The organism is Pseudomonas sp. B111 (assembly GCF_026428275.1).
Taxonomy (GTDB): Bacteria; Pseudomonadota; Gammaproteobacteria; order Pseudomonadales; family Pseudomonadaceae; genus Pseudomonas; species Pseudomonas aeruginosa.
This window is the reverse complement of record NZ_CP097857.1, coordinates 4,308,489-4,332,611: the sequence shown is the minus strand read 5'-3', so window position 1 is coordinate 4,332,611 and position 24,123 is coordinate 4,308,489. Positions and strand designations below refer to the sequence as shown.

The 24,123-nt window shown below is 68.0% G+C and carries 26 protein-coding genes; 8 read left to right on the top strand and 18 right to left on the bottom strand.

Annotated features, from left to right (window positions below; genetic code table 11):
• Window positions 1-16: 16 nt before the first annotated feature.
• The 5 genes from M6E97_RS20160 to M6E97_RS20140 form a co-directional block, all read right to left on the bottom strand.
• Window positions 17-1,060, bottom strand: a complete 1,044-nt coding sequence (locus tag M6E97_RS20160; protein ID WP_003110811.1) for a L,D-transpeptidase — start codon at window positions 1,058-1,060, stop codon at window positions 17-19.
• Between the two features lie 135 nt (window positions 1,061-1,195).
• Entirely contained in the window at window positions 1,196-1,888 is a 693-nt protein-coding gene (locus M6E97_RS20155; protein ID WP_023464303.1) for a pseudouridine synthase, read from the bottom strand.
• Window positions 1,888-2,100: a cysteine-rich CWC family protein gene (locus M6E97_RS20150; protein WP_003098360.1), complete on the bottom strand. Its 213-nt coding sequence runs from the start codon at window positions 2,098-2,100 to the stop codon at window positions 1,888-1,890. The genes M6E97_RS20155 and M6E97_RS20150 overlap by 1 nt, the downstream gene beginning before the upstream one ends.
• Before the next feature lie 80 nt (window positions 2,101-2,180).
• Window positions 2,181-2,996, bottom strand: coding sequence for a DUF4824 family protein (locus M6E97_RS20145; RefSeq protein WP_033939058.1), 816 nt, complete (start codon window positions 2,994-2,996; stop codon window positions 2,181-2,183).
• Window positions 2,993-4,069, bottom strand: a complete 1,077-nt coding sequence (locus M6E97_RS20140; RefSeq protein ID WP_009315241.1) for a DUF2157 domain-containing protein — start codon at window positions 4,067-4,069, stop codon at window positions 2,993-2,995. Before M6E97_RS20140 ends, M6E97_RS20145 begins: the two co-directional genes overlap by 4 nt.
• Window positions 4,070-4,301: 232 nt before the next feature.
• Here M6E97_RS20140 and M6E97_RS20135 point away from each other — a divergent pair, with 232 nt between their 5' ends.
• The 4 genes from M6E97_RS20135 to M6E97_RS20120 all read left to right on the top strand — a co-directional run bounded on the left by M6E97_RS20135 (window position 4,302) and on the right by M6E97_RS20120 (window position 5,691).
• Window positions 4,302-4,475, top strand: coding sequence for a hypothetical protein (locus tag M6E97_RS20135; RefSeq protein WP_073668223.1), 174 nt, complete (start codon window positions 4,302-4,304; stop codon window positions 4,473-4,475).
• A gap of 91 nt (window positions 4,476-4,566) precedes the next feature.
• Entirely contained in the window at window positions 4,567-5,016 is a 450-nt protein-coding gene (locus M6E97_RS20130) for a hypothetical protein (RefSeq protein WP_033939061.1), read from the top strand.
• Between the two features lie 118 nt (window positions 5,017-5,134).
• Window positions 5,135-5,380 carry a DUF1145 domain-containing protein gene (locus tag M6E97_RS20125; protein WP_003085479.1) on the top strand — a complete coding sequence of 82 codons (246 nt, stop codon included), beginning with the start codon at window positions 5,135-5,137 and terminating at the stop codon, window positions 5,378-5,380.
• A gap of 122 nt (window positions 5,381-5,502) precedes the next feature.
• Window positions 5,503-5,691, top strand: a complete 189-nt coding sequence (locus M6E97_RS20120) for a hypothetical protein (protein ID WP_009315243.1) — start codon at window positions 5,503-5,505, stop codon at window positions 5,689-5,691.
• A 3-nt stretch (window positions 5,692-5,694) separates the two neighbouring features.
• Here M6E97_RS20120 and M6E97_RS20115 read toward each other — a convergent pair whose 3' ends face one another.
• Window positions 5,695-6,609, bottom strand: coding sequence for a LysR family transcriptional regulator (locus M6E97_RS20115; RefSeq protein ID WP_023092195.1), 915 nt, complete (start codon window positions 6,607-6,609; stop codon window positions 5,695-5,697).
• 102 nt (window positions 6,610-6,711) lie between these two features.
• Between M6E97_RS20115 and M6E97_RS20110 the strand changes: the two genes are divergently transcribed.
• Window positions 6,712-8,688, top strand: a complete 1,977-nt coding sequence (locus M6E97_RS20110; RefSeq protein WP_003085484.1) for an alkyl/aryl-sulfatase — start codon at window positions 6,712-6,714, stop codon at window positions 8,686-8,688.
• Window positions 8,689-8,722: 34 nt separating this feature from the next.
• Here M6E97_RS20110 and M6E97_RS20105 read toward each other — a convergent pair whose 3' ends face one another.
• The 7 genes from M6E97_RS20105 to M6E97_RS20075 all read right to left on the bottom strand — a co-directional run bounded on the left by M6E97_RS20105 (window position 8,723) and on the right by M6E97_RS20075 (window position 15,918).
• Window positions 8,723-9,364 (bottom strand): NAD(P)-dependent oxidoreductase, encoded by a 642-nt coding sequence (locus M6E97_RS20105; protein WP_003098346.1) that lies wholly within the window; start codon window positions 9,362-9,364, stop codon window positions 8,723-8,725.
• Window positions 9,365-9,479: 115 nt separating this feature from the next.
• Window positions 9,480-10,124: a potassium channel family protein gene (locus M6E97_RS20100; protein ID WP_003085490.1), complete on the bottom strand. Its 645-nt coding sequence runs from the start codon at window positions 10,122-10,124 to the stop codon at window positions 9,480-9,482.
• Between the two features lie 56 nt (window positions 10,125-10,180).
• The gene (gene mmsB / locus M6E97_RS20095; RefSeq protein ID WP_003116513.1) at window positions 10,181-11,077 is read right to left on the bottom strand and encodes a 3-hydroxyisobutyrate dehydrogenase; all 897 of its coding nucleotides are present in this window, start codon (window positions 11,075-11,077) and stop codon (window positions 10,181-10,183) included.
• 111 nt (window positions 11,078-11,188) lie between these two features.
• A complete protein-coding gene (locus M6E97_RS20090; RefSeq protein WP_003114169.1) occupies window positions 11,189-12,292 on the bottom strand; it encodes an enoyl-CoA hydratase/isomerase family protein in 1,104 nt (367 codons plus the stop codon).
• 58 nt (window positions 12,293-12,350) lie between these two features.
• A complete protein-coding gene (locus M6E97_RS20085) occupies window positions 12,351-13,169 on the bottom strand; it encodes an enoyl-CoA hydratase (protein ID WP_003085498.1) in 819 nt (272 codons plus the stop codon).
• Between the two features lie 65 nt (window positions 13,170-13,234).
• Window positions 13,235-14,398: an isobutyryl-CoA dehydrogenase gene (locus M6E97_RS20080; RefSeq protein ID WP_049311081.1), complete on the bottom strand. Its 1,164-nt coding sequence runs from the start codon at window positions 14,396-14,398 to the stop codon at window positions 13,235-13,237.
• A gap of 11 nt (window positions 14,399-14,409) precedes the next feature.
• The gene (locus M6E97_RS20075; RefSeq protein WP_033939066.1) at window positions 14,410-15,918 is read right to left on the bottom strand and encodes a CoA-acylating methylmalonate-semialdehyde dehydrogenase; all 1,509 of its coding nucleotides are present in this window, start codon (window positions 15,916-15,918) and stop codon (window positions 14,410-14,412) included.
• 132 nt (window positions 15,919-16,050) lie between these two features.
• Between M6E97_RS20075 and M6E97_RS20070 the strand changes: the two genes are divergently transcribed.
• The 3 genes from M6E97_RS20070 to ung all read left to right on the top strand — a co-directional run bounded on the left by M6E97_RS20070 (window position 16,051) and on the right by ung (window position 18,605).
• Window positions 16,051-16,932: an AraC family transcriptional regulator gene (locus M6E97_RS20070; protein WP_010793852.1), complete on the top strand. Its 882-nt coding sequence runs from the start codon at window positions 16,051-16,053 to the stop codon at window positions 16,930-16,932.
• A gap of 56 nt (window positions 16,933-16,988) precedes the next feature.
• The gene (locus tag M6E97_RS20065; RefSeq protein ID WP_033939068.1) at window positions 16,989-17,810 is read left to right on the top strand and encodes a VanW family protein; all 822 of its coding nucleotides are present in this window, start codon (window positions 16,989-16,991) and stop codon (window positions 17,808-17,810) included.
• A 99-nt stretch (window positions 17,811-17,909) separates the two neighbouring features.
• Window positions 17,910-18,605, top strand: a complete 696-nt coding sequence (ung, locus tag M6E97_RS20060; protein WP_003085510.1) for a uracil-DNA glycosylase — start codon at window positions 17,910-17,912, stop codon at window positions 18,603-18,605.
• A gap of 126 nt (window positions 18,606-18,731) precedes the next feature.
• Here ung and M6E97_RS20055 read toward each other — a convergent pair whose 3' ends face one another.
• The 5 genes from M6E97_RS20055 to M6E97_RS20035 are packed head-to-tail and all read right to left on the bottom strand — an operon-like array spanning window position 18,732 to window position 24,105.
• Window positions 18,732-19,769, bottom strand: coding sequence for an AbrB family transcriptional regulator (locus M6E97_RS20055; RefSeq protein WP_003134364.1), 1,038 nt, complete (start codon window positions 19,767-19,769; stop codon window positions 18,732-18,734).
• Window positions 19,762-21,279, bottom strand: a complete 1,518-nt coding sequence (locus M6E97_RS20050; RefSeq protein WP_003110251.1) for a tripartite tricarboxylate transporter permease — start codon at window positions 21,277-21,279, stop codon at window positions 19,762-19,764. Before M6E97_RS20050 ends, M6E97_RS20055 begins: the two co-directional genes overlap by 8 nt.
• A gap of 10 nt (window positions 21,280-21,289) precedes the next feature.
• A complete protein-coding gene (locus tag M6E97_RS20045) occupies window positions 21,290-21,760 on the bottom strand; it encodes a tripartite tricarboxylate transporter TctB family protein (RefSeq protein ID WP_003085516.1) in 471 nt (156 codons plus the stop codon).
• Window positions 21,761-21,808: 48 nt separating this feature from the next.
• Complete coding sequence (locus M6E97_RS20040) at window positions 21,809-22,792, bottom strand: tripartite tricarboxylate transporter substrate binding protein (RefSeq protein WP_079381510.1); 984 nt, start codon at window positions 22,790-22,792, stop codon at window positions 21,809-21,811.
• 29 nt (window positions 22,793-22,821) lie between these two features.
• Window positions 22,822-24,105: an OprD family porin gene (locus tag M6E97_RS20035; protein ID WP_033939070.1), complete on the bottom strand. Its 1,284-nt coding sequence runs from the start codon at window positions 24,103-24,105 to the stop codon at window positions 22,822-22,824.
• Window positions 24,106-24,123: the final 18 nt, after the last annotated feature.

Sequence of the window (24,123 nt, the reverse complement as noted above, 5' to 3'; positions counted from 1 at the left end):
TTGAACAACTTGCCGACTACTTTTTAAGCGATTTCGTCGGATTGTTCGGTGTTTCCGTGGCGATCACTGTGAAATCGGAGTCGCTGTGGGTGTCCCGGGTCGAGGCCCAGTCGGTGATCACCAGGGTACTGCCGACGTCCATGGCACCGAGCATTTCGCGGACGAAGGTCGGGTCCATGCGGATCTTGCCCAGTTGCTCGGAGGGTGTCAGGCCCTGTCCCGGGTTGCTCACCTGGACCACCGACCAGCGCAGGTTCGGTGAGGTCTCGCCGATTTCGTCCAGGGTCGGCTTTTCCAGCAGCGAGAACACTGCCATGCCGGTTTGCGGGCGTGCCGGCAACTGCACCGGTGCGGTGCCTATGCGCTGGCCGCCGCGGTAGACATAGGCGCGCTGGTCGGCGCGGCTGATCAGCACCGACAACGGACCGCGCTCCGCGCCGGGGTCGTTCCAGGCGATCTCTCCGGGCTCTACCGGCAGCGTCACCGGTCGCCCGTCCGCTACCGTCGGCGCCAGCAGGCCGGGGTGGTCGACTTCCTTCGGCGCGCTGCTGGCGTTGGAAATGATTACCGTGGTGGAGCTGAATCCGGTGATGCCGTAGAGCTTCTTGGCGAACGCCATGGGCAGGCGGATGCAGCCGTGGGAGGCGGGATAGCCGGGCAGGTTGCCGGCGTGCAGGGCGATGCCGTCCCAGGTAAGGCGCTGCATGTAGGGCATGGGCGCGCTATTGTAGAGGTCGGACTTGTGGTCGACGCTCTTTTGCAGGATCGAGAACACTCCGGTCGGGGTCTCCCGGCCCTTCTTGCCGGAGCTGAGGGTGCTGACCCCGATGGCGATACCGTTGCGGTAGATGTAGGCCTTCTGTTCGGTAAGGCTGACCACGATGGTCACTGGTCCCTGCGGGGAAACCTCCGGGTACCAGAGGTACTCGCCGGGCTTCATGCTCTTCAGCCGCGCCTTGATGTCGGCCGGCGGCAAAGGCGCGTTCGCTGGGCTGGCGGGCGCCGCGTGGAGGCTGCCGACGGCGAAGGCCAGCAGCAGTACGGCAAGGGATCTTTTCATCGGCGCTTTCTCTTGCTCCATGCGGGAAAGGCTGTCGCTCCGACAGACGCCATTCAGCTTAGCGTCGCTCGCGACGGCCGGCCAAACCCCTGCGGTCCGGCCTCTTTCGGTGGACAAGCGGCGGGCGGCGGGGTTTCACACCGAACAGATTTCTTCAGCATTCAGGGGGCGCCAGGCACCCGGCGGCAACTGCGGGTCGAGACAAATATCGCCCATGCGCTCGCGGTGCAGGCGCAGCACCTTGTTGTCGAAGTGGCCGAACATGCGCTTGACCTGGTGATAGCGGCCTTCGTGCAGGGTCAGGCGGGCGCAGCGTGGGCCGATCGGTTCGAGCTGCGCGGGGAGGGTGATCAGGTCTTCGAAGCGGAAGTGGAGGCCGGCGGCGAAGGCATCCACGTAGCGTTGGTCGATGGGCGCCTCGGTTTCCACGTAGTAGACCTTGTCGCGCCGGCTGCCCGGCAGGGTCAGGCGGCGCGACCACTGGCCGTCGTTGGTCAGCAGCATCAGGCCGGTGGTGTTGTAGTCGAGACGACCGCCAATGTGCAGGTCGTCGCGCAGGTCTTCCGGGAACAGGTCGAGGACGGTCGGGTGTTGCGGGTCGCGGGTGGCGCTGACGCAGCCCATCGGTTTGTGCAGCATGTAGTAGCGCGCCGGCTTGCCAGCCTGGAGCAGCCGCTCGTCCAGTTCCACCCGGCTGAACACCCGCACCTCGTGGGTGCCGTCGCGCACCACCTGGCCGTCCACGCGCAAGTGTCCACCGGCGATCAGCATCTGCGCGTCGCGGCGGCTGAGTTCGGGCAGGTTGGCGAGGAAGCGGTCCAGGCGCATCAGTCGTCGGCGTCGGGCGGCAGCAGTTGCGCGCAGCGTGGGCAGAGGCAGGCGCGGCGGCGCAGCTCGGCGGGAATCCGCTCCAGCACGGCCGCATCGATCTCCGTGGTGAAGCACCAGCAAGCCTGGGTGGCGCTAGCGGGATAGGCCAGGGTGCAGCGGTTGGATTGCTGGCACAGCGGGCAGCGGCCTGGATCGATTTCGCTGTTCATGGCGCGGTGGATGGCTGGCGGGTGCCCAGGGTGCAGGGCCCGGCGCGCGGATGCAAGCATCGTGCGCCAGGCGGGGCGTTTCAGCGGCGAACGGCGTTGGTGATCCAGGGCTCCAGGCGCTGGCCGAAGCTGAGGTGCAGTTCCAGCGGCGCTAGCCGGTAGTTTTGTCCGTCGACTTTGGCGAATACCGCGTGCCATTGTCGTGGCACGTTGATCGCGGCGAGGTCGGTACGGCTGATGTAGCCGCCGACCAGCGTCCTGCCTTCGTCGACCGCGGACCAGGGACGCACCCGGCCCTTGACGATGGCGTAGCGCTGGCGCTCGGGGTAGCGCTGGCGCAGGGCGGCCAGGTCGAGGCCGGTGTCGACGATGAACAGTCGGCTGGCCTCTCCCTGCTCATGCTTCAGTTGGTGGCGAGCGGCCTCCATCTGGCTGGACAGCATTTCGTCCTTGGGCAGGGCCTTGCTGCGGGCGCGGGCCTCGGCCAGGCGCTCCTCGGCCAGGCGTACTTCGCGGCGATAGGCCGGGCCGTCGAGCTCCAGGACCAGTAGCACCTGTTTTTCCTGTTGGCGGCGGTAGCGCCGTACGCTCTCTTCGTCGAGCGCGTCCGGGATGCTGAAACCGAGGGCGCGCATCTGCTCGGGCGGCAGCGGGGGCGCGAGGTCATTGGGCGGCTCGCCGTTCGGCGAGCGAAGCTCCAGGCGCAGTTCGACGCCACTGTTCTCTTCGCTCCAGAAGCCGTAGGACCAGTTGCGCTGGAGTTCGCGCTGACTGAGCACCAGCTTGCTTTCGGCCTCGCCGGACCGGTTCCAGGCGACGCCACCGAGGGCGGCCAGGTTCGCCGCCAGCAGCAGGAGGCTGCCGGCGATCAGGGCGTTGCGACGGTTGCGATTCATGCGTCAGTCCTCGCGGCGATGCCCAGGGGCGTGCGCAGGCGGCGCAGGACCAGCAGGATCAGCAAGGCGCTGAGGCCGAGCACCAGGAAGAACAGGTACTTCGGCATCGCTTCCCACCACCAGTCGAAGAACTTGGTGTAGAGGAAGATGACGAAGAAGGTGATCCCGGTATTGCTCACGTCGGCCCAGTTGCGTCGCGCGCCGAGCCAGATCACCAGGGCGGCGGCGACGAAGCCGGCGACCTGGTAGAGCCCCTCGATGAGCGCCGACGGCAGCGCCAGGTAGCTGCCTGAGCCCCAGTTGGCCAGCACCAGCATCGGCAGGAACAGGCCGAGCAGGGCGAACACCCGGTAGATCACGGCGAAGCCGCTGAAGTTGCGCTGCTCGAAGCACAGCGGCACGGCGAAGATCAGCGCGGCGGCGGGGAAGAAGTTCTCCGGTCGCTCGCCTACGCCCAGCCAGTAGCCGCCGCCCCAGGTGCCGACGCGCGCGGCGATGAAACCCATCACGCAGAGGATCGCCGCCGCCAGCAGCAGGCGGGCGTTGCACAGGTAGGCCAGGAGCAGGGCGTAGAGCGCCCAGGGCACCAGGGCCAGGTCGCTGGGGGTGACGTTGAATATCTGCCCGAGCATGGTCAGGTCGAGGACGAAGCAGGCGAACGCGACCATCGCCGCCAGCTTGCTGAAGTAGCCAGAGGTGTCCTTGGCCTGGACCCAGAGTGTGGCGAAGAACGCGACGAAGGCGCTGCCGACCAGGATCGCCACCTGGGCGACGGTAGGGAACAGGCCCCAGAAGCGATAGAACAGCAGGAACACGCTGGCGGCGAAGGCCAGGGCGCCGAAGAACGAGGCCACCCGCATGCCCAGCGAAAGTTGCTGGCTGCGCAGGTCGTGGTCGATGTCGAAACGGTCGCGGTAGCTGTCCAGCAGGGCCAGGTGATAGTCGGCGAGTTGCCGGGCCTGGGTCGGTTCGAGGCGGAACGCCTGCTCCTGGTCGAGGCGTTGCAGCTCGCGCTGGAACACCAGGATGTCGTTGGCGCGCTGCTGTGCCTGGGCGCGGTCGATGGGTTGCATGCATGCTCCTTGAGCCTTGCCGGCGGGGCCGACAGTCCTTGATCCGCGCACTCTACCGAGAAACGCCGGCGGCGGTCACGCCCTGGAGGGGCCTGTCGTTGGTCGGATTCAGGGAATTTCCGTTTTTCCCTTCGGTCTCTAGTGCAGCCGGGTTGCAACCGCCGCAACCGGCTTCCCGCTCCATCGGGATCTTGTCCAGGCGTGGTTCGGCTGCGTTCTGCGATGAAGGAGAATGCTGATGGTCATGCGATTGATCGGGCTGCTGCCGGCGGCCTTCCTGGGGAGCGGTTGCAGCGGGGGGCCGGGCGACTGCGGCGAACTGGACTTCGACCAGGGTTACTACGGCTACCATCGCGGCGGCCCGCCCCATTGTCCTCCAGGCCAGGCCAAGAAAGGCTGGTGCTGAGCCCGCTCCCTTTTCCCGAGTCTTCACGTCGTATGCGCGCCTCGTAGCGTCGCCGGTCGTCCGGCTGGCGGCGGGGCCGCAGGAGGCTGCCATGTGGCGCACATTCCTGAGAGTCCCGCTTCTTCTGCTTCTCGCCAGCCTAGGTGGCTGCGCGGTGTATGACTACGACTACGATGACGGCGACTGGCGCCGCTATCGCGGCCAGCCCTACGCCTACGAAGTGCCACGCTATCGCGTCTACGACGATGGCTGGCGTAGCGAACGGCGCTACTACTCGACGCGCTACTACGACCAACGCTACTACTCGGCGCCACGCCGCTACGATGGCCACCGCGACTACCGGCGCGAGCAATATCGCTACCCGCAGCGCCACCACGAATCGCGCCCGGCCCATCGCGGCGAGCGGCATCCGGGCAACTGGCAGCGCGGTGGCCAGCCGCAATGGCGCGGGCATTCTCCGCAACGCTGGCAGCAACACGGTGGGCAGGATCGTCCGCGGCACCGGGGCCAGCAGGGCGGGGCGCCTCGCTGGCGCAACTGAGGTGCGCAAGCAAAGACGGCGCCTGCGGGCGCCGTCGTGCTTTCCAGTCGAAAGTGCGGACCCCCTCGGCGCATTTGCTCGGCACACTCTGCCGACATCGAAACGAGGAGGTTCCCCCATGAGTCATTTCCTGTCGTTCGCCAAGGGCGCCCTGGCGATGTTCTGGCTCGTCGCGCTGGTCAACCTGGCCTACCCGCTGGGCGAGTTGCATCGACCGATCCTGCTGTTGTCCGGCGTGCTGGTGCTGGTCCATGCCGCCGAGATCCTGCTGCTCAACGGGCGTCTCAAGGCGCGCCCGGCACCTTGGCTGGAGCGCCTCCAGGTGCTGCTGTTCGGCGTCCTGCACCTGCGTAGCCTCGGCTGATTTACCCAGGCTTTACCCTCGCCGCGGGCACCGCCCGCGCGCCGCGCAGTCCGATGTGCAGGCTCCGGAACAGGCATTCCTCCGGCATCCGCAGGAGAGGCCGGAGCCGCACAGGAGGCGCCATGCGTCGTTTGCTTTCCTTGCTGATCCTCGTCCTGCCGTTGTCGGCCTGCGTGGTCTACGACCGCGACGACCACCGGTATCGTCCCGACTACCGCTACGAGCGCTATCACGACCGTGACCGTGACAACCGCGGGCGCGACTGGAACCGTACCTGGCAGGAGCGCCGCGACGACGCTCGCTGGCGCTGAGCCTCAGGTGGCGGCGAAGCGCCGGTCCTGTTCCAGCACCCGCTCGACGAACACTGCCGCGGCCGGCGACAGGCTGCGGCCGGCACGGCTGACCAGACCGTAGGCGGAGCCCTTGGCGCGGGCGGGCTCGGCGCCGGCGGGCCAGGGCAGCAGCGCCAGGCGGCCGGCCTCGACGTCGGCGGCAACCACGTCCCAGGGCGCCAGGCTGATCAGCTCGCTGGAGCCGACCAGGCCCTTGAGCATCAGCACATCGTCGCACTGTATGCCGAGCGGTTCGTCGCGTTGCAGCAGGCGCGCCAGGTCGCCGCGGACTTCCGCGGGCAGACGCGGGCCGGCCAGCGGGTAATCGGCCAATTGCCCGGCGCTCGGCCGCTCCAGACCCAGCAGCGGATGGCCGGGGCGGCAGAAGAGTACGCCGGGATGCTCGCGTAGCGGGTGGATGCGCAACTGCGGATCGCCTTGCAGCTCGCGGATATCGGCGACGAAGAGTTCGACGGCGTCATCCAGCAGGCGCTGGCGTAGGGTCTGCCAGTCTTCGATGAGCAGTACGACGCGCACGCGTGGGTGGGCGCTGGAGAAACCGGCCAGTGCCTCGGGCAACAGCCGTGCGGCGGGGAAGGGACCGCCGCCCAGGCGTAGCTCGCCGCTGTCGAGATTGCCCAGTTGGCTTACCGCGTTGTGCAGTGCGCGATGCCCGGCCAGCAGGCGCCGAGCGTGTTCCAGCACCAGCCGGCCGTGGGCCGTGAGGGCCACGCCGCGGCTGCCGCGCTCCACCAGGGTGCAACCCAACTGTCCCTCCAGCGCCTGGATGCTGCGTGACAGCGCCGGCTGGCTGAGATTCACCGCTTCGGCGGCGCGGGCATAGTGGCCGTGCTCGGCGAGGGCGACGAAGTGGCGGAACTGGCGTAGATCGCTCATGCGGACTCCGCATCGAATGTGGACCTGGAATGCATTGGAATTATTGACGTGCCGCTCGGCATAGTGCCAGCCGAACCTCACAACAATAAAACGGAGCATCCGATGAGCCGTCTGCTCGCACTCCTGGCGCTCGCCCCGCTACTCGCCGGCGCCGCCGAACCCTCCGCGTCCAAGCCGCCCAGCGCCTTCACCGTCGAGGCCCAGCGGCGGGTCGAAGCGGAATTGCCGTTCGCCGACCGTGCCGACTTCGAGCGCGCCGAACGCGGCCTGATCCGGCGCCCGGAGCGGGTGCTCATCCGCAACCCCGACGGCAGCGTCGCCTGGCAGCTCGGCGGCTACGACTTCCTCCTCGACGGCAAGCCCCGGGACAGCATCAATCCCAGCCTGCAACGCCAGGCCCTGCTCAATCTCAAGTACGGCCTGTTCGAGGTTGCCGAGGGTATCTACCAGGTGCGCGGCTTCGACCTGGCCAACATCACCTTCATCCGCGGCGACAGCGGCTGGATCGTGGTCGACACCCTGACCACCCCGGCCACCGCCAGGGCGGCCTACGAGCTGGTCAGCCGCGAGCTGGGCGAGAGGCCGATCCGTACGGTGATCTACAGCCACGCCCACGCCGATCACTTTGGAGGCGTGCGCGGTCTGGTCGAGCCGCAGCAGGTCGCCAGCGGCGCGGTGCAGATCATCGCTCCGGCCGGCTTCATGGAGGCGGCGATCAAGGAGAACGTCCTGGCCGGCAACGCCATGATGCGCCGCGCCACCTACCAGTACGGCACGCAACTGCCCAAGGGGCCGCAGGGGCAGGTCGACATGGCCATCGGCAAGGGATTGGCGCGCGGACCGCTGAGCCTGCTGGCGCCGACCCGCCTGATCGAAGGCGAGGGCGAGGACCTGGTGCTGGACGGCGTGCCGTTCACCTTCCAGAACACGCCGGGCACCGAGTCGCCGGCGGAGATGAACATCTGGCTGCCGCGGCAGAAGGCCCTGCTGATGGCCGAGAACGTGGTCGGTACCCTGCACAACCTGTACACCCTGCGCGGCGCCGAGGTACGTGATGCGCTGGGCTGGAGCAAGTACATCAACCAGGCGCTGCATCGTTTCGGCAGGCAGGCCGAGGTGATGTTCGCGGTGCACAACTGGCCGCGCTGGGGCAACGCGGAGATCGTCGAGGTGCTGGAGAAGCAGCGCGACCTGTACGGCTACCTGCACGACCAGACCCTGCACCTGGCCAACCAGGGCGTGACCATCGGCCAGGTGCACAACCGCCTGCGCCTGCCGCCCAGCCTCGACCAGGAATGGTACGACCGCGGCTACCACGGCTCGGTCAGCCATAACGCACGGGCCGTGCTGAACCGCTACCTGGGCTACTACGACGGCAACCCGGCGACCCTCGACCCGCTCAGCCCGGAGGACTCGGCGGGCCGCTACGTGGAATACATGGGCGGCGCCGAGCGCCTGCTGGAGCAAGCGCGGGCGTCGTACGCCAGGGGCGAGTACCGCTGGGTGGTCGAGGTGGTCAACAGGCTGGTCTTCGCCGAGCCGGATAACCGGGCCGCGCGCGAGCTGCAGGCCGACGCCCTGGAGCAGCTCGGCTACCAGGCGGAGAACGCCGGCTGGCGCAACAGCTACCTCAGCGCCGCCTACGAACTGCGCCACGGCGTACCGCGCGACCAGCCGACGATGAAGGCCGGCAGCGCCGATGCCCTGGCGGCGATGGACACCGGCCTGCTGTTCGACTATCTCGGCGTGCGCCTGGACGCCGGCGCTGCGGAGGGCAAGGCGCTGAGCATCAACCTGCGCCTGCCGGACATAGGCGAGAACTACCTGCTGGAACTGAAGAACTCGCACCTGAACAACCTGCGCGGCGTGCAGAGCGAGGACGCCGGGCAGACCGTGAGCATCGACCGCGCCGATCTCAACCGGCTGCTGCTCAAGGAGGTATCGGCGGTACGCCTGGTCTTCGAGGGCAAACTGAAGAGTTCCGGCAATCCGCTGTTGCTGGGGCAACTGTTCGGCATGCTCGGCGACTTCGACTTCTGGTTCGATATCGTCACGCCGGCGGCGAAGTCCGAAGGCTGACGACGAAGGCGCCCGAGAGGGGCGCCTGGTCTTTTCAGTAGGCCACGGTGAAGCGCTGGCGATGATGACGGGGCTGCTCGGCCTCGTCGAGCATGGCTACCGCCAGGTCTTCCAGGGAAATCCGGCTCTCGCCCTTGGCGTCGAACAGGACCTGGTCGCCGCCGAGGCGGAACTTGCCGCTGCGCTGGCCGGGTTCGAGGAGCATCGCAGGGCTGAGGAACACCCAGTCCAGTCGTTGCTCGCCGCGCAGTTGGTCGAGGGCGTCGGCGGCGCCGAGGGCGCCCTGCTTCCACTGCTCGGGGAATTCCGGGCTGTCCACCAGGCGCTGGCCGGGGGCGATCTCCAGGCTCCCGGCGCCGCCGAGAACCAGCAGGCGCGGCACGCCGGAGCGTTTCACGCCGTCGAGAATGGCCTGGCTGCCGGCGGCGTGGCGGGCGCGGAGGTCGGCGCTGCCCCAGCCGCCGTTGAAAGCGCTGATGACCACCTCGTGGCCTGCCACGGCGCTGGCCACCTGGGCCGGGTCGCTGACGTCCGCCTGCACTACGCCGAGGCCGTCGCGCGCCGCCAGCTTGCTCGGGTCGCGGACCAGGGCGGTTACCGCGTGGCCGCGTTGCAGGGCTTCGTTGAGGAAATAGTGGCCGACGTGGCCGGTGGCGCCGATCAGGGCGATTTTCATGCTACACCTTCCGTTCGAGAAATGCCGCAGAGCGGCGTCGATCAGCATCATCCGCCCTGCGCTCGCCGGGATAAACCGCTGCGAGGGGGATGCACTCGTTAGCCCAGCTTAATAATCAGACCTCCTCGCTGTCGCTCATCAGGGTCAGGCTGCGGGCCACGGCGAGGGCGATGAACAGGACCCCGATCACTCCTTCGCTGCCGGCCAGCAGGCGCGCCAGCGGGTTGATCGCCTGGATGTCGCCGTAGCCCACGGTGGTCAGGGTCACCAGGCTGTAGTAGACGAAGGTATCCAGGCCGAGTGCGCCATGGCTGGCGATGAAGCTGGCAGGCTGCATCTGTTCGACCATGTAGTAGGCGAGAGCGAAGGCCAGCGCCATCTGCAGGTAGAGCGCGCAGAGTCCGTAGAGCAGCTCGTGGGTCACCGGGCGCTCCTGGGTGACGCGGCGGAACAGCGCGGCGAACAGGGTCAGGTACAGCAGGATCAGGCTCAGCCCGCGCAGCAGGCCGGGCGGCAGGCTGGAGTAGGGACTGCTGAAGTCCGCAGTGGTGTACAGGGCCAGGCTGAACAGGCCGAAGAAGGCCGTCAGGTAGACCAGCGGGCTGCGTCTGCGCAAGGTGTTCATCCCGGCCAGCACCAGCAGCAGGAGGCTGCCGAGCACCCGTGGCTTGGTGCTCGACGGCAGGCCGAGGATCGCCGTGAACAGCACGGTGGAAAAGAACAGCAGGCGGAAACGGTAACGCAGCAGCAGGGCGTTCAAGGCGGGCTCCTCGCATCGTCGAATCGACCAGCCTGGGCGCGGACCCGCCTGCCTGTCTATTGGCCTTGTGTCGGATCGAACAATTTCTGCACCACGGAAAAGTCCCGCTCCGCATAGCCCTGCTTCAGCAACAGGCGGTACAGGCTCAGCGCCAGGCTGCCCATCGGCGTGCTGCTGGCGCTGGCCTGGGCGGCTTCCTGGGCCAGGCCGAGGTCCTTGGCCATCAACTGGGCCATGAAGCCGCCGCTGTAGTCGCGCGACGCCGGAGCGTTCTCCATCACCCCCGGCCAGGGGTTGTAGACTTCCAGCGCCCAGTTGCCGCCGGAGCTGCGGCGCATGATCTCGGCCAGCACCTTCGCCTCGAGGCCGTTGGCCACGCCCAGGGCCATGGCTTCTGCGGTACCGATCATCAGCACCGCGAGGAGTTGGTTGTTGCACACCTTGGCGACCTGGCCGGCGCCGTCGGGGCCGGCATGGAAGATGTTGCGACCCATGGCCTCGAACAGCGGCCGGGCCTTCTCCAGGGCTTCGGCGTCGCCGCCGACCATGAAGGTCAGGGTGCCGGCTGCCGCGCCGGCAGTGCCGCCGGACACCGGCGCGTCGAGCATCGCCAGGCCGCGCTCGCGGGCGGCGGCGTGGACCTTGCGCGCCGAGGTCGGGGCGATGGTCGAGCATTCCAGCACCAGGGTGCCGGGGGCGATGTGCGCGAGCAAGCCATCGTCGTCGAGGTACAGGCCTTCGACGTGCTGGCTGGCCGGCAGCATGCTGATGACCACGTCGGCGCCCTGCACCGCGTCGCGGGCGCTGCGGGCGGCGCTGGCGCCGGCGGCGACCAGGCCGTCGACGGCGCTCTGCACCAGGTCGAAGACGTTCAGCAGGTAGCCGGCCTTGAGCAGGTTGGTGGCCATCGGCGCGCCCATGTGGCCGAGGCCGATGAAGGCGATCTGTTTCATGGAGCTCCTCCTATGGTGGCCGCGAGGCCTCTTGGGGATGCTGTGAAACAGCTTAGACGCTATGGACGTGGCGGGCCCGCGCCCTCCTTCGGCAGAGGGCGGCGCGGCGGATCAGAGCCCCGCCAGCGGATGCTCGCCCTCCCAGGTCGGCTCGAAGTGCGCCTCGATCACCGCCTGCGGGATCGATTCCACCTGCGGCCAATGCCAGTTCGGTGCGTTGTCGCGATCGATCAGCCTTGCGCGTACCCCCTCGGCGAAGTCCGGATGGCGCGTGCAGTTCAGGCTCATGGCGTATTCCAGGCGGAACACCTCGGCCAGCGACAGGTAGCGCGCACGCTCGATCTGCTGCCAGACCAGATGCGCGGTCATCGGGCAGCCCTCGGCCAGGGTCTTCGCGCCACGCGCAAGCAGCGGGTCGGCGTCGTCGCGCAGCGCCACCAGCGCCTGCCAGGCGCTCGCCAGGTCCGGCTGGTCGAGCAGTGCGTCCAGGCGCGGCCGGCGCGGGAGCAACTGGGCCTCCGGCAGTTCGCCGCGGGCCTCGTGTTCGAGGGCGCGAAGCAGGCTGTGAAGTTGCACCTGGGGCGACTCGTTCCAGTTCATCTGCACCAGGCCGGCAAGCAGGGCGTCCTGCTGGTCGTCGAGAAGGAAGCGGTCGGCCAGGTCGAGGTCGAGAGCGTCGCGGGCGTTCATCTGCGCCGCGCTCAGGCCGAGGAACAGGCCGAGCCTGCCGGGCAGGCGGGCGAGGAACCAGCTGGCGCCGACGTCCGGGTACAGGCCGATGCCGATCTCCGGCATCGCCAGGCGGCTGGACGGGGTGACGATGCGAATCCCGGCACCCTGCATCAGCCCCATGCCGCCGCCCATTACATAGCCGTGGGCCCAGCAGATGAAGGGTTTCGGGTAGGTGTGGATGCGGTAGTCGAGGCGGTATTCATCGGCGAAGAAGCGTCGCGCCAGGGCCGGTACCTCGCCGGGTTGCTCACGGCAGGCGTCCACCAGCTTGCGCACGTCGCCGCCGGCGCAAAAGGCCTTGGCGCCGTTGCCGCGCAACAGCACGCAGGCGATGCCGGCGTCCTCGGCCCAGGCGTCGAGTTTCGCCGCCAGGGCCTCGATCATCGGCAGGGACAGGGCGTTCAGGCTCTTTTCCGCATCCAGGGTGGCAATGCCGATGCGGAAGCCATGCAGGCTCGGGCGTTCTTCGAAAAGCACGTTCATGTCGGGGCTCTCGGCTCGGGCGGGCTGTGGCGCAGCCCGCCGGGTTCGATGGGAAGGCTCAGCAGTTGCGCCACTTGGGATCGCGCTTCTCGAGGAAGGCGTTGACCCCTTCGCGGGTGTCCTGGGCGTCGAACAGATCGACGAAGCGCTCGCGCTCCTCCGGCAGCCAGGTGTTCGGCGCGCGTTCGCGGGCACCCTGGATCAGCGGCTTGATGGTGCGGATCGCCACCGGGCTCTGGCGTGCCACCTTGGCCGCCAGCAGCAGGGCGGCGCCGCGCGCCTCGCCGCTGTCCACCACCTGTTCGACCAGGCCGATGCGCAGGGCGGTTTCCGCATCCACCCGCTCGTTGCAGAGGATCATCCGCTTGGCCCAGCCTTCGCCCACCAGCCAGGGCAGCGCCTGGGTCCCGCCGGCGCAGGGCAGCAGGCCCACCGCGGCCTCCGGCAGGGCCATCTGCGCCTGGCGCTCGGCGATGCGGATGTCGCAGGCGAGGGCGCACTCCAGGCCGCCGCCCATGGCGTAGCCGTTGATCGCCGCGATCGACACCCCGCGGAAATCGCGCAGCGCCTCGAAGGCTTCGCCGAAGCGGCGGGCCATCTCGCGAGCGCGGGCCTTGTCGCCGTCGGCGAACATGTTCAGGTCGGCGCCGGCGGAGAAGAACTTCGGCCCCTGGCCGGTCACTACCAGGGCGTAGATATCGTCGTCGCGGTTGAGGTGCTCGATCAGTTGGCGCAGGCCGATCAGCGAGTCGCGGTCCCAGGTGTTGGCCGGCGGGTGGTTGATGGTGATCAGCGCGGTGTGCCCGTGCTTTTCCACGGTGAGCTTGTGGGTCAGGTCGAAGGAGGAAGCCTTGTAGGGTTCGACGGCAGTGTTCATGAAGTCCCTCACTGGATCATGGGCCGGGGCGTCCCGGCACTATCGGATGCGATGGTTCGCGGCGTTCACAGCAGGCGATCGAGCATGCCGCCCTGCTCCAGCAGGCGGCGGGCGACGATCACCCGCATGATTTCGTTGGTGCCTTCGAGGATCTGGTGCACGCGGGTGTCGCGTACCCAGCGCTCCAGCGGATAATCGTTGAGATAGCCGTAGCCGCCGTGCAGTTGCAAGGCCTCGTTGCAGACATCGAAGCAGCGGTCGGTGGCGAAGCGCTTGGCCATTGCGCAGTACAGGGTCGCCTCGGCGTCGCCGCGGTCCAGCCGATGGGCGCCGAGGCGGACCATCTGGCGGCTGGCGGTGAGTTCGGTGAGCATGTCGGCGAGCTTGAACTGCAAGGCCTGGAAGGTCGCCAGCGGCTTGCCGAACTGCTCGCGCTCCTCGACGTAGCGCATCGACTGCTCCAGCGCCGCCTGGGCGGCGCCCAGGGAACAACTGGCGATGTTCAGGCGGCCGCCGTCGAGGCCTTTCATGGCATAGACGAAGCCCTGGCCCTCCGGGCCGATGCGGTTGCCGGCGGGGATGCGCACGCCTTCGAAGGTGATGGTGCGGGTCGGCTGCGCGCGCCAGCCCATCTTGTCCTCGTTGCGGCCGTAGCGGATGCCGGGCGCGTCGGCCGGCACCAGGAAGCAGGAGATGCCCCTGGCGCCGTCCTCGCCGGTGCGCGCCATGACGATCAGCACCTGGGTGCTGCCGGCGCCGGAAATGAAGCACTTGCTGCCGTCCAGCACGTATTCGTCGCCCTCGCGGCGGGCGCGGGTGCGCAGGCGCGCGGCGTCGGAGCCGGCATCGGGCTCGGTGAGGTAATAGGAAGCGAGCGACTCGCCGCCGATCAGGCCGGGCAGCCAGGCCTCCTTCAGCGCCGCGTCGCCGAACGAGGCGAGCATCCAGGCGGCCATGTTGTGGATGCTGATGTAGGCGGTAGTGGCCACGCAGCCGGCGGCCAGTTGCTCGAAGATCAGCGAGGTGGACAGCCGCGACAGGCCCAGGCCGCCGTCTTCCTCGGCGATGTACAGGCCGAGGTAGCCCTGTTCGGCGGCGGCGCGGATGACTTCCACCGGGAAGTGATGGTCGCGGTCCCAGTCGGCCGCCTTCGGCGCCAGTTCGTGGTGGGCGAAGGCGCGGGCGCTCTCCACCAGCAGGCGTTGTTCTTCGGTGAGGTCGAAATCCATAGGCCCTCGGGTCACTTGAGATGGATGGTCATGTTCGGGCCGGCCGACGATTCGTCGGTCGTCGGTTCATCGTCGAACCAGCGGCTGGTGACGGTCTTGGTCTCGGTATAGAAGCGCACCGCCTGCTTGCCGTAGGCGTGCAGGTCGCCGTAGAAGGAACCCTTCCAGCCGGTGAAGGAGAAGAACGGCAGCGGTACCGGGATCGGCACGTTGATACCCACCTGGCCGACCTGCACCGCGTGCTGGTAGCGCCGAGCGGCGCCGCCGGAGCGGGTGAACAGGCTGGTGCCGTTGCCATAGGGATTGGCGTTGACCAGGGCAATCGCCTCTTCCAGGGTATCGACCTCCAGGCAAGCCAGCACCGGGCCGAAGATCTCCTCGCGGTACAGGCCCATCTTCGGCGTCACTGCGTGGAACAGGGTGGGACCGAGCCAGTTGCCGTTGGGATAGCCTTCGACCTGGCACTGCGAGCCGTCGAGCAGGCACTCGGCGCCTTCTGCCTTGCCTTCGGCGATCAGGCGCAGCACGCGCTGGCGCGCCTGCGGGCTGATCAGCGGACCATAGGCGGCGTCCGGGTCCTGCCAGTGGCCGGGGCGCAGGGCGGCCATCCGCTCGGCCAGCTCGGGAATCCACTCGCGCGCCGCGCCGACGAACACCGCCGCGCTGATCGCCATGCAGCGCTGGCCGGCGGCGCCGCAGCTGGCGCCGACCAGGTTGCCGAGGACCTGGGCCTTGTTCGCGTCGGGGAGGATCACCATGTGGTTCTTCGCCCCGGCGAAGGCCTGCACCCGCTTCAGATGCGCGGTGCCGGTGCGGTACACGTGCTGGCCGACGGCGACCGAGCCGACGAAGGAAATCGCCCGGATGTCCGGGTGGGTGAGGAGGGCATCGACCTGCTCGCGGCCGCCATGGATCACCTGCAGCACGCCCTTCGGCGCGCCGGCCTCGAGGAACAGCTCGGCGAGGCGATTGGGTGTCAGCGGATCCTGTTCGGAGGGCTTGAGGACGAAGGTGTTGCCGCAGGCGATGGCCAGCGGGAACATCCACAGCGGGATCATCGCCGGGAAATTGAACGGGGTGATCCCGGCGCACACGCCGAGGGGCTGGATCCAACTGGCGGTGTCGATCTCGCGGGCGACGTTTTCCACCGTCTCGCCCATCATCAGGCTGGCCACGTTGGCGGCGTGTTCGACCACCTCGATGCCGCGCCACACGTCGCCCTTGGCATCGGCGAGGTTCTTGCCGGTCTCCCGGGCCAGCAGTTCGCCGAGTTCGTCGTGGTGTTCCTTGAGCAGGTGCTGGTAGCGCAGCATCAACCGCGCTCGCTCGGGAGCCGGGACTTCGCGCCAGGTCTCGAAGGCGCGCTGGGCGCTGGCGATGGCCTGCTCGATCTCGTCGGCGGTGGCCTTCGGCGCCAGCGCGAGGACGTCCTGGGTCGCCGGATCGGTGACTTCGATCAGTTCGCGGGAACGGCTGCCGCGCCATTCTCCGTCGATCAGCTGGGGGATTGCCTTGGCCATCGTCGCCTCCGCTTCCCGGTGGACCGGGATGTTGTTTTGAGTCGTTATAGCCGGCCGCAAGCCGCCTGTGGATTGACGATCTTGCGCAAGGGATGGACGATCTTGGGATTCAGACTGCCGAGTCGCGTCGCCGTGAAGCGTTCCGTACAGACCTCCGCCTGGCCCCTGCCCAACCAGGGGGTGCGTTTCATCACGCCGCCCCGCCTGCGTCGCGCCCTGGCCCGCCATCCGCTCGGCCAGGCCTGCTACCCACTGGCCCTCGGTTACTACCCGGAGGCGCATGGCCACCACATGCAGCGGCGCGCGCCGGACGACCATCTGTTGATCTACTGCCGTGCCGGACGCGGCTGGCTGGAGTGCGCCGACGAGCGCGTCGAGGTCGGCGGCGGCGACCTGCTGGTCCTGCCCAAGGGCCTGGAACACGCCTACGGCGCCGACCCGCAGCGGCCCTGGAGCATCTACTGGGTACATTTCGAAGGCCTCCTGGCGGAGGACTTCCTGCGCCCGCTGGGCAGCGCTCCGCGCCTGCGCCTGGGCATGCAGCCGCGCCTGCTGGCGGAGTTCGACGCGCTGCTGGCGCTGCGTCGCCAGGGCCTCAGCCTGCCGCACTTCATCCATGCCGCGCACCTGTTGCAGGGCCTGCTCACCTCGCTGGCGGTGCGTCCGGCGCGGGCCAGCCTGAAATCCGGGCGGGTGCTGGACATCGACGCAGTGCAGGCGCTGATGCGCGCGCACCTGCACGACAGCCTCAACCTCGACGAGCTGGCGGCGCAGTTCAAGCTGTCGCGCTTCCATTTCGCCAAGACCTACCGCGCCCTGACCGGCCAGGCGCCGATCCAGGACTTCATCCAGATGAAGATGGCCCACGCCTGCCGCCTGCTCGACGAGGGCGCGCTGGAGGTGCGGCAGATCGCCGAGCAGCTCGGCTACGCCGATCCCTATTACTTCTCGCGGCTGTTCCGCAAGGTGGTGGGCATGGCGCCCAGTCACTACCGGGCGCTGCACCAGGGCTAGTGCTCCGGGCATAATGCTGCCTCCGGCCCGTGGGCCGAGACCGACAAGGATCGTCGATGCGCAAACGCCTATCGCTCTACCACCCCTGGCTCTACTGGCTGCGGGTCTGGCAACGACGTCTCTGGCGGCACTGCCGCTGGCGTCTTGGCGGCCGTCGCTACGTGCGGCTGCCATCGGTCGACGAGCGCCTGCCGTACCGCTACATCAAGCACACCTCGAAGTTGATCCGCCGCCTCGGCGACAGCGACCTCGCCCTGCAACGCAACAAGGTGGTCAACCTGCGCCTGGCGGTGGACTGCATGAACGGCGTGCGCATTGGCCCCGGCGAGTACTTCTCGTTCTGCCGGCTGGTCGGTCGGCCCTGCGCCCGGCGTGGCTTCGTCGAAGGCATGGAGCTGTCCTTCGGCGAGGCGCGCAGCGGAATCGGCGGCGGCATCTGCCAACTGAGCAACCTGATCCACTGGATGGCCCTGCATTCGCCGCTGCGCGTGGTGGAGCGGGCCAACCACAGCTTCGACCCGTTTCCCGACGAGGGACGGATCCTGCCGTTCGGCTCGGGCGCGGCGATCTTCTACAACTTCATCGACCTGGTGCTGCACAATCCGACGGCGGATACCTTCCAGTTGCGCTTCCATATCGCCGCCCACCAACTGGAAGGCGAACTGCTGTGCAGCGCGCCGCGCCCTGTGCGCTACCACGTCTACGAGAGGGCCCAGCGTTTTGTCCGCGACGGCGAGGCAGTGCTGAGGCTCAACGAGATCTGGCGCGACATCCGGGAAAAGGGCCAGGCCGGCACCCTGCAGGCCAGCGAGTGCCTGTACCGCAACCGGGTGCGCGTGAAGTATCCGCTGGAAGAGGCCCGCCTGTCCCGAGATTGACAAGCGCGGCGCGCTTTTCTACGGTTCCGCGGCCACAGGCTGTCGGCGACCTTCTGAAAAAGGCCGGACGACTTTTTCAGTACCGAGACAGGGGGTTCCATGACCGATAACGACGACCGCATCAAGCTCGAGGCGAGCTGGAAGGAAGCGCTGCGCGAGGAATTCGACAAGCCCTACATGAAGCAACTGGGCGAGTTCCTGCGCCAGGAGAAAGCCGCCGGCAAGGCGATCTTCCCGCCCGGGCCGTTGATCTTCAACGCGCTGAACACCACGCCGCTGGAGAACGTCAAGGTGGTGATCATCGGCCAGGATCCCTACCACGGGCCGGGCCAGGCCCACGGCCTGTGCTTCTCGGTGCAGCCCGGCGTGCCGACGCCGCCGTCCTTGCAGAACATCTACAAGGAACTCAACCGCGACCTGAACATCCCGATTCCCAACAACGGCTACCTGCAGCGTTGGGCGGAGCAGGGCGTGCTGTTGCTCAACACCTCGCTGACCGTCGAGCAGGCCAAGGCCGGCTCCCACGCCAATGCCGGCTGGCAGCCGTTCACCGACCGCGTCATCGAGGTGGTCAACGAGCGTTGCGAGCGCCTGGTGTTCCTGCTCTGGGGCAGCCACGCGCAGAGCAAGCAGAAGCTGATCGACCCGCAGCGCCACCTGATCCTCAAGTCGGCGCACCCGTCGCCGTTGTCGGCCTACCGCGGTTTCCTCGGCAACGGTCACTTCAGCCGCACCAACAAGTTCCTCGAGCAGAACGGCAAGACGCCTATCGACTGGTCGCTGCCGGACCTCTGACCACTGTCGCCCAGCTCTATCACATGGCGGGCGCCGCTGTGTGCCCTCTGGCCGCGCGCGGAATAAAAAAGCCCGCACGAGGCGGGCTGGAAAACGCCACACATCCAGTGTGGCGGCGTGGCTCGATCAGCCGGCGCGCTTCCTCCAGTAGCGGAAGCACGGCTCGGCGAGGAACAGCACCAGCAATAGCCGCAGCACCTGCAGGGCGGTGACCAGCGGCACCGAGAGCTGCAAGGCTTCGGCGGTCAGGCTCAGCTCGGCGATGCCGCCGGGCATCATGCCGAGCATCAGCGACTGGTGGTCGAGGGTGGTCAGCCAGCCGAGCAACTCGGCGGCGAGCGCCGCGGCGAACATCATCCACAGCGTGCAGACCAGGGTGCGACTGACGAAGGCCGGAGCGCTGCGAAAGAAACTGCGGTTGAAATGGCAACCCAGGGCGCTGCCGATCAGCCATTGGCCAACGCCGCTGGAACCGGCCGGCAGGCCGATATGCAGGTCGAAGCCGAGGCTGACGCTGGCCGCCAGCAGCAGCGGGCCGAGTAGCCAGGGATTGGGTTGGCGCAACTTCTGCCAGCCCAGCGCGACCAGCGCCCCGGCCGGGAACAGCAGGGCCAGCCAGCGCCAGTCCACCGGCGCGGCCTGGTGCGGGCCCGGCTGGCCGCCGCCGAGCAGGTACTGGAACGCCGCCGGCACCAGCAGCACCACCAGCAACAGGCGCAGGCTCTGCGCTGCGGCGACGCGGCTGAGCACCGCGCCGTGGCGCTGCCCGAGGTTGACCATCTCGCTGGCGCCGCCGGGCATGCTGGCGAAGAACGCGGTGGCGCGGTCCTCGCCGCTGCGGCGCATGAAGGCGATCGCCAGTACGCTGGAAAGCGTGGTGGCCACGGCGCCGAAAACGATGATCGCGCTGTGCGCCAGCACTTGCTCGATCACTGCCGGGGTGAAGTGCAGGCCGATGCCGATGCCGACGATCCATTGCCCGCACTTGCGTGCCCCCGGCACTTCGGCCAGCGGCAGGTCGGCCAGGCAGCGCACCAGCATCACCGCCAGCAGCGAGCCGATCATCCACGGCAGCGGCCAGCCGACCAGGCTTGCCAGCCAGCCGCCGAGGGCGCCGACCAACGGCGTCGCCCAGTACAGCCTCCAGGTGACGCGCTCAGGCATCGGCCAGCCCTGTCGTGCGACGGGCCGCGCGGCGGCGCCAGGCGCGGACCAGCGGCAACAGCAGCATCACCACCACCAGGGCCCAGGTCACCAGGCTGATCGGGCTCGACCAGAGGATGCCCAGTTCGCCGTTGGAGATCGACAGCGCGCGGCGCAGGTTCTGTTCCATCAGCCCGCCGAGGATGAAGCCCAGCAGCAGCGGCGAGAGCGGGAAGTCGAGCTTGCGCAGGATGTAGCCGAGCACGCCGATGCCGACCATCAGGAACAGGTCGAAGGTGGTCGCGTGCACGCCGTACACGCCGATCCCGGTGATGATCGCGATGGCCGGCACCAGGGCCCAGTTCGGCACCGCGAGGATGCGGGTGAACACACGGACCATCGGCACGTTGAGGATGATCAGCATGACGTTGGCGATGAACAGCGAGGCGATCAGGCCCCAGACGATGTCCGGTTGCTGCTGGAACAGCAGCGGGCCGGGAGTGATGTTGTACAGGGTCAGGGCGCCGATCATCACCGCGGTGGTGCCCGAACCGGGCACGCCGAGGGTCAGCATCGGCACCATGGCGCCGCAGGCCGCGCCGCCAATGGCGGTTTCCGGGGCGGCGAGGCCGCGCATGTCGCCCTTGCCGAACTCGCCCTTGGCGCCGGCCAGCTTCTTCTCGGTCATGTAGGCCACGGCGCTGGCCAGGGTCGCGCCGGCGCCGGGCAGCACGCCCATGACGAAGCCGAGCACGCCGCAGCGCAGGTTGACCAGGAATACGCTGGCGGCTTCCTTGAAGTTGAACATCATCCGCCCGGTGGCCTTGACCGCTTCCTGGCCGTGGTGGGTCTTTTCCAGCAACAGGAGAATCTCGCTGACCGAGAACAGACCCAGTACCAGGACCACGAACTGGATGCCGTCGGCGAGGTGGATGCTGTCCCCGGTGAAGCGGTACACGCCGCTGTTGGCGTCGATCCCGACGCAGGACAGGAACAGCCCGAGCAACGCCGCCAGCAGCGTCTTCAGTGGCTTGTCGCCGGCCATACCGCCGAGGCAGACGATGGCGAAGACCATCAGTACGAAGTATTCCGCCGGACCGAAGGCGATCGCCCACTTGGCCAGCAGCGGGGCGAACAGGACCATCCCGCAGGTGGCGATGAAGGCGCCGATGAAGGAACTCCAGGCCGACAGCGACAGGGCCACGCCGGCCAGGCCCTTGCGTGCCATCGGGTAGCCGTCGAGGGTGGTCATCACGGTCGAGGCTTCGCCGGGGATGTTGAGCAGGATCGAGCTGATCCGCCCGCCGTACTCGCAGCCCAGGTACACGGCGGCGAGCAGGATCAGCGCGGTTTCCGGCGGCAGGCCCAGGGCGAAGGCCACCGGGATCAGCAGCGCCACGCCGTTGATCGGGCCGAGGCCCGGCAGCAGGCCGACGATAGTGCCGATCAGGGTGCCGATCAGCGCGGTGATCAGGTTGGTCGGGGTCATCGCGACGCCGAAGCCCTGGCCGAGGTAGTTCAAGGTTTCCATCGCGAAGTCCTCACAGCGGCAGGAAGTCGAGAACGCCCAGCGGCAGCGGGACGTCCAGGGCGCGGTCGAACAGCCAGTAGAGGCCGATCCCGAGCAGGCTGGCGGTGATCACCGCGGGCAGTGGCCGGGCGCCGTAGAGAATGGCCATGCAGGAGCCGACCAGGGCGGCGCTGAGGATGAAACCGAGCGCTTCGAACAGACCGGCGAACACCAGCAGCAGGGCGATGCAGGCGAGCACCTTGAGCAGCACGGCGCCGCTCAGCGGCTGTTCGTCCTCGGCGTGGCGGATCGGCGTCGGCCGCACGATCAACCAGGCCAGGCCGGCGCCCATCAGCGCCAGGCAGAGCAGCGGGTAGGCGCGCGGGCCGACCGGTTCGTAGGAAAACGGCGCCTGGTAACGCCAGCCGGCGACCGCCAGGCCGACGCAGGCGAGCAGCCAGAGCCCGGCGAACAGGCGCTGGTACAGGTTGGAACGGGTCATGGGACTATCCTCGTGGCGCGGCCGGGGCCCGGCCGCGCGCGGGCTGGCTTACTGGATCAGGCCGAAGTCCTTGGCCAGTTGCTTGTACTGCTGGACCTGCTGCTTCACGTAGCCGTCGAGTTCCTCGCCGGTCATGGCGAAGGGGAACAGCTCGCGCTGGTCGCGCAGCTTGGCGAAGTCCTCGGAGGCCAGCAGTTGGTCGAAGGCGCTCTTCCACCAGGCGTAGTCTTCGTCGCTGACCTTCGGCCCGAGGTAGAACCCGCGAACCACCGGCCAGACGATGTCGTAGCCCTGTTCCTTGGCGGTGGGGATGTTGGCCATCGCCGCCTCCGGCAGGCGTTCTTCGGAGAACACCGCGAGCAGGCGCATGTCGCCGCTGAGGATGTGCGGCATGGAGTCGGAAATGTCGGTGCTGCCGACCTGGATGTGCCCGCCGAGCAGCGCGGTGGCGATCTCGCCGCCGCCTTCCAGGGCCACGTAGCGCAGGTCGCGCGGATTGATCCCGGCGGCCTTGGCGATCAGCGCGGTCTGCATCCAGTCCTGGCTGCCGACGGTGCCGCCGGAGCCGATCACCACCTTGCTCGGGTCGGCCTTGAGCGCCTTCACCAGGTCGTCGAGGTTCTTGTAGGGCGAGTCGGTGCGCACCGCGATGGCGCCGTAGCTGGTGCCGATGGCGGCCAGCCATTTCACCGCGTTCTCGTCGAAGCGGCCGAACTTGCCCTGGGCCAGGTTCAGCAGCGAGCCGCTGGAGAAGGCGGTGATGGTGCCGGCGTCGCCCGGGCGTTGGGCGACCACCGCGTTATAGGCGACCGCGCCGACGCCGCCGGGCATGTAGGTGACGCGCATCGGCTTGCTCAGCAGCTTGGCCTCGACCAGGGCGCTCTGCGCCAGCTTGCAGGTGAGGTCGAAACCGCCGCCGGGGGACGCCGGGGCGATGCATTCGGGACGCTTGGGTTCGGCCACGGCGGCGCCGGCCAGTAGCAGGCCGGCGGCAACCAAGGCGAGGGGACGAAAAGACAGTTTCATCATCATCGGTGCTCCTGTGGAGTTCTTGTTCTGGCTTACCAGATCGGCAGGGTATAGCTGACGATCAGGCGGTTCTCATCGATGTCGCGGGTGAAATTGGAACGGAAGGTCGCGTTGCGCCAGCGGATTCCGAGGTTCTTCAGCGCGCCGCTCTGGAACACGTACTGCAGTTCGGTGTTGCGTTCCCATTCGCGGCCTTCGCCGCTCTGCCCGGCGAGTTCGACATTGTCGCCCTTGACGTAGCGGGTCATGAAGGTCAGGCCGGGAATGCCGAGGCCGACGAAGTCGTAGCCGTAGCGCAGTTGCCAGGAACGCTCCTTGGGGCCGGCGAAGTCGTTGACCTGGACGAAATTGACCAGGTAAGGGTTGCTGCCTTCCAGGTAGGGGAAGGCGTCGTCGCCGTTCATTCGCTGCCAGGCCGCGCCGAAGGCATGGTTGCCAAGGCTGTAGGTGAACATGCCGTTGAGCGACTTGTTGTCGATGCCGCCGGCCTTGGCCGAGCCGCTGTCGGTGCTGCGGGCGAAGCGCAGGTCGCTGGTCAGTTCGCCGGGACCGATCGGCCAGCTGTGCAGCAGGCCGACGAAGTGCTGGCGGTAGACGTCCTGCAGGTTGCTGTAGTGATAGCTGGCGGTGAGTTGGTCGGTGAGCTTGTAGTCCAGTCCACCGAGGTCGAAGTGATCGGCGCTGACCCCGGCGAAGCGGCCGTTCTTGTCGTTCAGCGCGAGGTCCTCGGAGTCGCTGGAGTCGCGGATCTTGGTCTTTTCCAGGCGCCCGGCGGTGAAGCCGAGGTCCTTGATCTCCTTCGAGGTGAGCAGCGCGCCTTCGAATATCTGCGGGAAGATCCGCCCGTTGTTCGGTTGTACCGATGGCAGCTTCGGAATCAGCGTGCCGACCTTCAGCTCGCTCTGCGAGACCTTGACCTTGGCGGTCAGGCCCAGTTTCGAGTAGGTGTCCGGCGCGCGGCCGTCGGAATCCTTCGGCAGCAGTCCGGTACCGCTGCGGCCGCGGCCGGAGTCGAGCTTGACGCCGAGCATGCCCATGGCGTCGAGGCCGAAGCCGACGGTGCCCTGGGTGTAGCCGGACTGCAGGTTGAGGATGAAGCCTTGCGCCCACTCCTCGCGCTTGGACTGGCCGGGGCCGTCGCGGAAGTCGCGGTTCATGTAGAAGTTGCGGGTTTCCAGGCTGGCCTTGCTGTCTTCGAGGAAGCCGGCGGCGTTGCCCAGGGGCGCGATGCCGGCGAGCACGACGGCGGTGGTGGTCAGGGTGGTGCTGCGGGACAAACGTACAGACCTTGCGGCCTGCGGCAGGGAAGTCGACATGCAGTGGTCTCCGATTCT